The 7,915-nt window shown below is 68.6% G+C and carries 9 protein-coding genes and 1 pseudogene; 3 read left to right on the forward strand and 7 right to left on the reverse strand.

From position 1 onward, the window contains the following. The 3 genes from AYO52_RS13175 to AYO52_RS13185 all read right to left on the reverse strand — a co-directional run. On the reverse strand, positions 1-262 hold a 262-nt coding region (locus AYO52_RS13175; protein ID WP_156523612.1), incomplete at its 3' end, for an LLM class flavin-dependent oxidoreductase. Positions 263-308: 46 nt separating this feature from the next. Then, positions 309-1,193: a TIGR03619 family F420-dependent LLM class oxidoreductase gene (locus AYO52_RS13180; protein WP_067718186.1), complete on the reverse strand. Its 885-nt coding sequence runs from the start codon at positions 1,191-1,193 to the stop codon at positions 309-311. 38 nt (positions 1,194-1,231) lie between these two features. Beyond that, a complete protein-coding gene (locus tag AYO52_RS13185) occupies positions 1,232-1,714 on the reverse strand; it encodes an SDR family NAD(P)-dependent oxidoreductase (protein ID WP_067718189.1) in 483 nt (160 codons plus the stop codon). A 161-nt stretch (positions 1,715-1,875) separates the two neighbouring features. On the opposite strand from AYO52_RS13185, the gene pgi reads away from it, so the two are divergent. Then, a complete protein-coding gene (pgi, locus tag AYO52_RS13190; protein ID WP_067718206.1) occupies positions 1,876-3,567 on the forward strand; it encodes a glucose-6-phosphate isomerase in 1,692 nt (563 codons plus the stop codon). Here pgi and AYO52_RS13195 read toward each other — a convergent pair. After that, positions 3,564-4,040: an SRPBCC family protein gene (locus AYO52_RS13195; protein ID WP_067718191.1), complete on the reverse strand. Its 477-nt coding sequence runs from the start codon at positions 4,038-4,040 to the stop codon at positions 3,564-3,566. The two genes, pgi and AYO52_RS13195, sit on opposite strands and share 4 nt — an antisense overlap. A gap of 79 nt (positions 4,041-4,119) precedes the next feature. After that, the gene (locus AYO52_RS18370) at positions 4,120-4,314 is read right to left on the reverse strand and encodes a hypothetical protein (RefSeq protein WP_067718194.1); all 195 of its coding nucleotides are present in this window, start codon (positions 4,312-4,314) and stop codon (positions 4,120-4,122) included. Positions 4,315-4,372: 58 nt separating this feature from the next. On the opposite strand from AYO52_RS18370, the gene AYO52_RS18375 reads away from it, so the two are divergent. Beyond that, a complete protein-coding gene (locus tag AYO52_RS18375) occupies positions 4,373-4,672 on the forward strand; it encodes an EthD family reductase (RefSeq protein ID WP_067718197.1) in 300 nt (99 codons plus the stop codon). 68 nt (positions 4,673-4,740) lie between these two features. Here AYO52_RS18375 and AYO52_RS13210 read toward each other — a convergent pair whose 3' ends face one another. Then, a complete protein-coding gene (locus AYO52_RS13210; protein ID WP_067718200.1) occupies positions 4,741-5,400 on the reverse strand; it encodes a TetR/AcrR family transcriptional regulator in 660 nt (219 codons plus the stop codon). A 56-nt stretch (positions 5,401-5,456) separates the two neighbouring features. Beyond that, positions 5,457-7,301 carry an NAD(P)/FAD-dependent oxidoreductase gene (locus tag AYO52_RS13215; RefSeq protein ID WP_067718203.1) on the reverse strand — a complete coding sequence of 615 codons (1,845 nt, stop codon included), beginning with the start codon at positions 7,299-7,301 and terminating at the stop codon, positions 5,457-5,459. A 214-nt stretch (positions 7,302-7,515) separates the two neighbouring features. Here AYO52_RS13215 and AYO52_RS13220 point away from each other — a divergent pair. Further along, positions 7,516-7,915: pseudogene (locus AYO52_RS13220) on the forward strand (hypothetical protein); the annotation flags it as partial.

Below are 7,915 nucleotides of genomic sequence, written 5' to 3' on the forward strand. Positions count from 1 at the left end.
CCGCCGGGTTGTACCGGAACGTCGGCGTCAGCACCGAGGTGCCCAACTGCAGCCGCTCGGTACGCTCACCCACCGCCGTCATCCACGCCAACGAGAACGGCGCATGACCACCGTCGTGACGCCAGGGCTGGAAATGATCCGACACCGTCGCCGAATCCATCCCCGCCTGCTCCGCCAGCACGGCGAACTCCACCAGATCACGCGGACCAAACTGCTCGGCCGACGCCTTGTAACCGAGCTTCAGGGACGGGGTGTCGGGCATGCGGGGCTCCTTGGGGTCGTAGCGGTGTGGTTGATGTGTGTCGAGGTCATGCGCTGATGTACTTCTCGCCGAACCGGGCGATCGACTCGCACTTGGCGTCCAGCGGGGCGTCGTATCCGTGGCCCTCGATCAACCACGGGATGACGATGACATCGGTGACCCCCGCCTCTTCGAGTTGGGCGAAACCGCGGCTGCCGTATCGGTCGGTGCAGGCCACCTGAACCTCGAACGGTCGGCCGTCCCCGCGGTCGGCGAGGGAGCGGCCGTCGGCCTCGAGTAGTTCTCCGAGGCGGGTGATGGTGGCGGCGATCTCGTCGAATCCCATCATCGCCGAGGTCCACCCCTGGCCGATCCGGACGGCTCGGCGCAGCGCCGGAGCGGTGTGCCCGCCCACGTAGAACGGCACCTGGGCCACGGGCGGCGGATCCAGTGTGAGGCGGTCGAAGTCGAAGTGCTCACCGTGGTATTCGAACCACCCGCCGTCACCGGCCAGGCGGATGATCTCGAGCATCTCGTCGACCCTCTTGCCACGCCCCGGGTAGGGGACTCCACACCACGCGAACTCGTTGGGGTCCCATCCGATCCCCACCCCCAGGTCGATGCGTCCGCCGGTCAGGTGGGAGACCGTGGACAACTGCCGCGCCAGCAGCAGGGGCTGACGGGGTCCGAGTTTGAGGACCTGCGGGCAGAACCTGATGGTCGAGGTGGCCACACCCATCGCAGCGATCGCGGTCAGGGGTTCGACCCACGGGGTGTGCTCGTCCCACATCCGCGCCCCGTCGGGCGTGTACGGGTAGTCGGTGTCCTGCCGGTGGGGCAGGAACAGCGAATCGGGAAGCGTGACGCGGGCGAAGCCCGCGTCCTCGGCCGCGCGGGCCAGGCCGAGGAGTTGGTCGATCGGGCTGAACGCGACCGGAACGGAGAACTGCATGATGTGACCTCTTCTGTCGGAAACGATGGACGCGGTGGTCAGCCCCAGCGGGACTGACCGCCGTCGAGCGGAATGGTCACGCCGGTGAGGTAGGACGCCTCCGCCGTGCACAGCCACGCCACGGGCCGGCCGATGTCTGCCACGGGGTCGCCCACCCGCCCGGCCGGTATGCCGGCGATGAACTGTTCGCCCTCCTCCGGGTTGTGGCGCATCCACCGGTCGAGTCCGGGGCTGTGGGCGTGGGGGGCGACAGCGAGCGCTCGGATCCCGTCAGGACCCCGTTCACAGGCTGCCGCCCGGGTGAGCGACCGGATCGCCTCCCTTGCCGTGCGGAACGCGGCGTCCGAGTACTCGTCCAGCGGCATCGGTTCCGCGAGCGGCACCACCGCGGCTCCGGATTCCGCCAGCGCGAGGGCTATGCCCCGGCCCACACCCTGACCGGCGCCGGTCACGACAGCCACCTTGCCCGACAGGCGGGCCGCGGCACGGGCGGGGAGCATCGTCGTGCTCGTGGTGGTCATCGAGGCCTTTCACGTCGGTGCAGCCGGGCGGGTGCGTCGACCCGCCACCGCCACTGTAGTCACCTGCGTACGGAAACTGTAGTCAATTGTGTACACCACGGTATCGTCAGCCTCGCCCCCTCCGCCACCACACCGAAGGACTGCCCGTGAACAGCATCGACATGGACATCAGCACCACCGATGAGTGGCGAGCGGTCGAGGCGCTGGCCGCCTCGACGGGTGAGACCACCCTGCGTGAGTTGTTCGACCGAGACCCCGACCGCGGGAGCCGACTGGGCGTGACGGCAGGCGATCTCTACATCGACCTGTCCAAGAACCTGGTCACCGATGAGGTCGTCTCCGCGCTCCTCGGCCTCGCTCGCGTCGCGGACCTGCCAGTCCGCCGCGCGGCCATGTTCCGCGGCGACCGCATCAACACCACGGAGGGCCGGGCCGTCCTGCACACGGCCCTCCGACGAGACGCCGGCGACACGCTGACCCTGGATGGTCGCGACGTGGTCGCCGACGTCCACGAGACCCTCCGGATGATGACCGCCTTCGCCGAGCGGGTCCGGAGCGGGGAATGGACCGGGTACACCGGCAAGAAGATCACCACCGTCCTCAACATCGGCATCGGCGGATCGGATCTCGGGCCCGCGATGGTCGACCGGGCCCTACGCCCCCTGCAGACCGGCGGGATCACCGCCCACTACGTGTCGAACGTCGACCCCCGCGACCTCGACTCCACCCTGGCCGGGATCGACCCCGAGACGACCCTGGTGATCGTCGCCTCCAAGACGTTCACCACCCAGGAGACCCTCGCGAACGCCCACGCCGCCCGTCGATGGTTTCTCGATCGCCTCGGCGCGGAGGACGCCGTGGCCGCGCACTTCGTCGCGGTCTCGACAGCGTCCGACGAGGTGGCCGCGTTCGGCATCGCCGAGGAGGCGGTGTTCGGCTTCTGGGACTGGGTCGGTGGCCGCTTCTCCGTGGGGTCCGCGATCGGGCTCAGCTGCATGATCACCCTCGGGCCCGGGGTCTTCACCGAGTTCCTGGACGGCATGCACACGATGGACGAGCACTTCGCCACCGCGGCGGATGACCGCAACGCGCCCCTGCTCATGGGGCTGCTCGGCGTCTGGTACACGAGTTTCCTGGGGGCCCAGTCCAAGGCCGTCATCCCCTATGCGCACGATCTCGCCCGGTTCCCCGCGTACCTCCAGCAGCTGACCATGGAGTCGTTGGGCAAATCGGTCCGGCTCGACGGCTCCCCGGTGGACTACCCCACCGGGGAGATCTACTGGGGTGAGCCGGGGACGAACGGTCAGCACGCGTTCTTCCAACTCCTGCACCAGGGCACCCACCTCGTCCCCGTCGACTTCATCGGCATCGCCCGCCCCTCGGACGGGACGATGGCGGCCGACGACCGTGTCGCCATGCACGACCTGCTCGTGAGCAACATGTTCGCCCAGTCCCGGGTGCTGGCTTTCGGCCGGACCGAGGCCGAGCTGAGGGCCGACGACACCGAGGCCGCTCTCGTCCCTCACCGGGTGATGCCCGGCAACCGTCCCTCGACGACGATCCTCGCGCCCTCGCTGTCTCCCGGCGTCCTCGGTCAGCTCATCGCCCTGTACGAACACGTCGTCTTTGTCCAGGGGGCGATCTGGAACATCAACGCGTTCGACCAGTGGGGGGTCGAATTGGGGAAGAAACAGGCCCGCGACCTCTACCCGGCACTCGCCTCCGACGAACCCGGCGATACCGAACCCGGCGGAGTCGGCCCAGGCGGAGTCGACCTGGATTCCTCGACAGCGGCCCTCATCGCCCGCTACCGGGCTGCACGCGGCCGTGTCGGGCCGGCCGGCCGCGGCTAGCCCGCGGTCTCGTACTTCGCGGCCAGGCGCGAGAGCGTCTCGGTGATGCCGGACGCGTTCTGGTCGGCGACGCCGATCTTCTCGAAGACCTTGCCGATCTTCGAGGGCCGGGGATCGAAGCACTCGGTGACCTCCGTGCGCCCATCCGCGGTCGGGGTGAACTCCCAGCGCCAGCGGTGGCCCGCGGGGTGCGCCCACTCGATGACCTTCTGGTCGGGCGTATCGATGTACTCGGTGACCGTGCTGGTGATGCGGTACGGGACGCCGTACATGCGCATCGAGGTGGTGAACTTGGCGCCCTCGGACAGGGACGACGGGCCCTTGACGTTGCTCTTGACGGTCCCCGAACCGTCGACGAGCCCGTGCTTGCGCGGGTCGGTGACGAGCCCGAACAGCTCCTCGGCGGGGGCGTTGACGGTGACACTGCGGGCGACGACGCGGGGGCCGCGGTCGACGGTGGTGATGGCGGTCATGGCAGATCGGTCCTTCCGGAGTTCTCGGGATCGGATCACACCACGATAGGGCCGCGGCCGGTACCGCGGTGGTCTGTGATCAGTGCGCGGTGGGCGTGGGTCCGTGAGCTGTTCGGCGTGCCACGTCACGCCACAGTTCGGCGACGCTCCCCACGACCACACCGATGCCTGCGCCCATCACCATCCAGGTGGCCAGGTTCGGGGCGCCGGCGATCACGACTCCGAGGACTCGCCTGACGGACCGGGCCCGTGGCGCCGTGGTCTGCGGCATCATCACCGCTACGACACCCCACGGTCGGCCATCGGGCCGGGCGCCCCTCGAAAGGATTCCCTTGATCACTCTCACCGTCCTGTACCCCACGCCCGATGATGTCGAGAAGTTCGACGAGTACTACATCGGGACGCATATCCCCCTCGCCCACAAGGTGCCCGGCCTCGAGGATGCCAAGGTTACGCGCTTCCTGCCCGGCCCGGACGGATCCGCACCCGAGTTCCATCTCATGGCCCAGTTGTTCTTCGCGGACGCCGAGGCGATGGGTGCCGCGATGTCCACCGAGGAGGGCCGGGCCCTGGCCGCGGACGGCGCCAACCTCGGCGTCACCCCGACCATGCTCGTCGGCAGCACCGAGTAGTCGGTAGCGCCGGGTAGCAGCCCGGGCTCGTCCCGTCAGTGCGAGCGGGACGGGCCCGGGCTCGCGCGTCACCGGTCGTCCGCCACTCCCCACGCCCCCAACCAGATCGCCTTGATGGACGCCAGCATCCGGGCCGACTCGGCTTCGGCGGGCTTGAGCGACCGGTCCTGGTAGAAGGCCATGACGATCATGTCCGTCAGCCTGTCGACGATCGCCCCGTGGTCATCGGACAACGGGGCGATCAGCCCGGCCTCCGCGTCCTGCCCCATCTGCTCCGCGAGGTGAGTGTTCAACCCCGTCACCAACTCGGTCCAGCGGGACCTCACCTTGTCGTCGTATCCGGTCGCCTGTACTCCGGCCACCATCACCTGGTCGTGTTCCACCCACGCGGCGTAGGACTGGCCGAAGAGCCGGTCGAAGTAGTCGGAGTGCGATTCCCCGGCCCGCCGGTGGTAGCTCCCGACGGTGTCGATCCAGGCGTCCCAGGCCCGCCCGACCAGCTCCCCCAGCACCTCGTTCTTGGACTCGAAGTAGAAGTAGAAGTTCGGCCGCTTGATCCCCGCGGCCTCGGTGATGTCCTTGACCGAGATGTCCGATGCCGGCATCTGCTCGAGCAGTCCCTCGAACCCGTCGAGGATGACCTGCCGCTGGACTTCGCCCTTCGGGATACGCCTGCGACGGCCGTCGACAGCGTCGGAGGCCGGTGTCGGTGACGGGCCGGAAACCATGATCGCCAATCCTAGGGTCGCGGGGCGCGGGGTCCGTCAGGCGTGCGGCCCGTCGCTCAGGCGACCGGGACCGCGGTGTGGGACGACTCGAAGACCAGGCCCTCGAATCGACCCGAGTTCCACCAGTCCTCGATCATGTTCCAGAAGTCGATCTCCGACGAGTTGTACACGTCGCGGAACACGGCCTTGGACACCTCGCCCTGCCCGTTGTAGTACCCCGGAGTGCACCCACCCCAGTACGCCTCGCGCGGCTCGTTGGACCGGCGCACCTCGGCGACCCAGTCGGCCTCGGCCTCGGCCTCGGCCGTCGGCTCGAAAGTGCCGAGATCGTTGTCCAGCAGGTGCTTGACGAGCCGAGCGGCGTGCCGGGCCTTGCGGTCGAGCATGTAGACGAAGTTGACGTAGTAGGCGGTCTGCGACATCCCCAGCTCGACGAAGTTCGGGAAACCGTGGGTGAAGAACCCGTGGAAGGTCCGGGCCCCCTCGGAAAAGTACTCCTGCATCGAGTGACCCTCGCGCCCGATCACGTCGTAGCCGTAGATGCCCGCCGGGCCGGACCCGGTCTCGAAGCCGGTGGCGAAGATGATGCAGTCGACCTCGTAGTGCGTGCCCGCCACCACGATCCCCGTGGAGGTGATCCCGTCGATCCCGGTCGGCGACGCGGCCAGCGTGACATTGGGCCGGTTGAACGTCTGCAGGTACTCGTCGTTGAAGCAGGGGCGCTTGCACATGTAGCCGAACCACGGCTTGAGACCGTCGGCGGTCGCGGGATCCGTGACGATCGAGTCGACCCGCTGATGGGCGCCCATGAGCAGCTTCATGTCCGCGAGCTCGGCGACCAGCGCCTGGTCCGCCTCCGGGAGTTCACCGACGGGCGTGTCCACCAGGGGCTGGCCCGTCAACTGCGGGAACAGGTGGGTCCAGCCGTCGTCGACCAGGTTCCCGTCCACCTCGTGCCCGGAGATGATCCCGTTGAAGTTGTCGTGCCGCTCGTACTGCCAACGGGGCTGGAGCGACTCGGCCCACCGCGGGTCGGTCTTGCGGTTGTTGCGCGGCTGCACGACGCTCGGCGTGCGCTGCACCACGATCAACTCCTTGGCGTCCTCACCGAGGTAGGGCACCACCTGCACGCCGGTGGCGCCGGTGCCCACCACGGCGACGCGCTTGTCGCGCAGGTTCTCCAGGTTCCCGGCCGCCGATCCGCCGGTGTAGTCGTAGTCCCAGCGGCTGGTGTGGAAGATCTTGCCCTCGAAGTCCGCGATCCCGGGCACCTTCGGCAACTGCGGCTTGGTCAGTGCGCCGTTGGAGCGCATGAGGACGCGAGTGCGGAACCGGTCGCCGCGGTCGGTGGTGACCTCCCATCGCTGGGCCTGCTCGTCCCACTGCGCGTGGGTGGCGCGGGTCTGGAAGTAGGTCTTGTCGTAGAGGTCGTAGTGCCGGCCGATGCGCTGGGCGTGCTCGAAGATCTCGGAGCCGTCGGCGTACCGCTGGCTGGGGATGTACCCGGTCTCCTCGAGCAGCGGCATGTAGATGTGCGATTCGATGTCGCACTGGACGCCCGGGTAGCGGTTCCAGTACCAGGTACCGCCGAAGTCGCCGCCGTACTCGACGATCCGGAAGTCCTCGACGCCGTTCTGCGTGAGGTAGGCACCGGCGGTTAGCCCCCCGAACCCGCCTCCCAGGACCAGGGTGTCGAGCTCCTCGGTGACCGGCTCGCGGGTGATCGGGTCGGAGAACGGATCGGCGTCGTCCACCTCGAGGAGGTCCTCCAGGCCCTGGAACTGGGCCAGTTGGTCCCGGCGCAGGCGGGCCTGCTTGTCCGCCTCGAAACGCTGACGGAGGTGGTCGGGGTCGAAATCGATGTCGAGGGGGATCTGCGATTCGGGGAGGGTGAAGGCCATGCTGGTGTCCTTCGGCGAAGGGTGCGTCCGCGGGGAGGGGTTCCGTGGACGGGGTGTCGATCAAACTTGACGCTCCGTCAAGTTGTGACGAGCATCACATACACTGTGTGATGTGCGCAACAGGCCAACGGGGATTCGGGCGGGCCGGACAGGTGGCCGGCACGTCCCACACCGACAGGTCCCGGCTGATCAAAGTAGGTACGGTGGCCTCACCATGACCCCTCCGCGCTCCCCCTCGCCCGACCCGGCCGGTTCCGCGGCGAGCCCGGTCGATGTGACCGGCTCAGCCGATCAGGCCGCGCGCACTCGGCCGCTGGTGGTCGCCGTGATCGGTGCCGGCGCGATCGGCGGCGCGGTCATCGAAGCACTCGAGCGGGGCGACGTCCCCGGGGCCGGGCTCGGCGATGTGCTCCGCTCCCGCAGCACGGACGAGGAGATCACCGACGCCATCGAGGCGGCCGACGTGGTGGTTGAGGCCAGCAGTGTTGACGCTGCCGAGGAGTTCATCCCGCGAGTGACGGCCGCCGGCACGGACATGATCGTGTGCTCCTGCGGGGTGTTCGCCCGCCACTCGGACCCGCGCGACCTGCTAGTGTCGCGTGTCGTTAGTTCCT

Origin of the sequence: Dietzia sp. 111N12-1 (genome assembly GCF_001658045.1) — a bacterium.
GTDB classification, from domain to species: Bacteria; Actinomycetota; Actinomycetes; order Mycobacteriales; family Mycobacteriaceae; genus Dietzia; species Dietzia kunjamensis.

Excerpts from the sequence above, each read along its gene's own strand:
- AYO52_RS13180 (WP_067718186.1), bottom strand. The coding sequence starts at position 1,193 with ATGCAGTTCTCCGTTCCGGTCGCGTTCAGCCCGATCGACCAACTCCTC.
- AYO52_RS13185 (WP_067718189.1), bottom strand. The coding sequence starts at position 1,714 with ATGACCACCACGAGCACGACGATGCTCCCCGCCCGTGCCGCGGCCCGC.
- pgi (WP_067718206.1), top strand. The coding sequence starts at position 1,876 with ATGGACATCAGCACCACCGATGAGTGGCGAGCGGTCGAGGCGCTGGCC.
- AYO52_RS13195 (WP_067718191.1), bottom strand. The coding sequence starts at position 4,040 with ATGACCGCCATCACCACCGTCGACCGCGGCCCCCGCGTCGTCGCCCGC.
- AYO52_RS18370 (WP_067718194.1), bottom strand. The coding sequence starts at position 4,314 with ATGATGCCGCAGACCACGGCGCCACGGGCCCGGTCCGTCAGGCGAGTC.
- AYO52_RS13210 (WP_067718200.1), bottom strand. The coding sequence starts at position 5,400 with ATGGTTTCCGGCCCGTCACCGACACCGGCCTCCGACGCTGTCGACGGC.
- AYO52_RS13215 (WP_067718203.1), bottom strand. The coding sequence starts at position 7,301 with ATGGCCTTCACCCTCCCCGAATCGCAGATCCCCCTCGACATCGATTTC.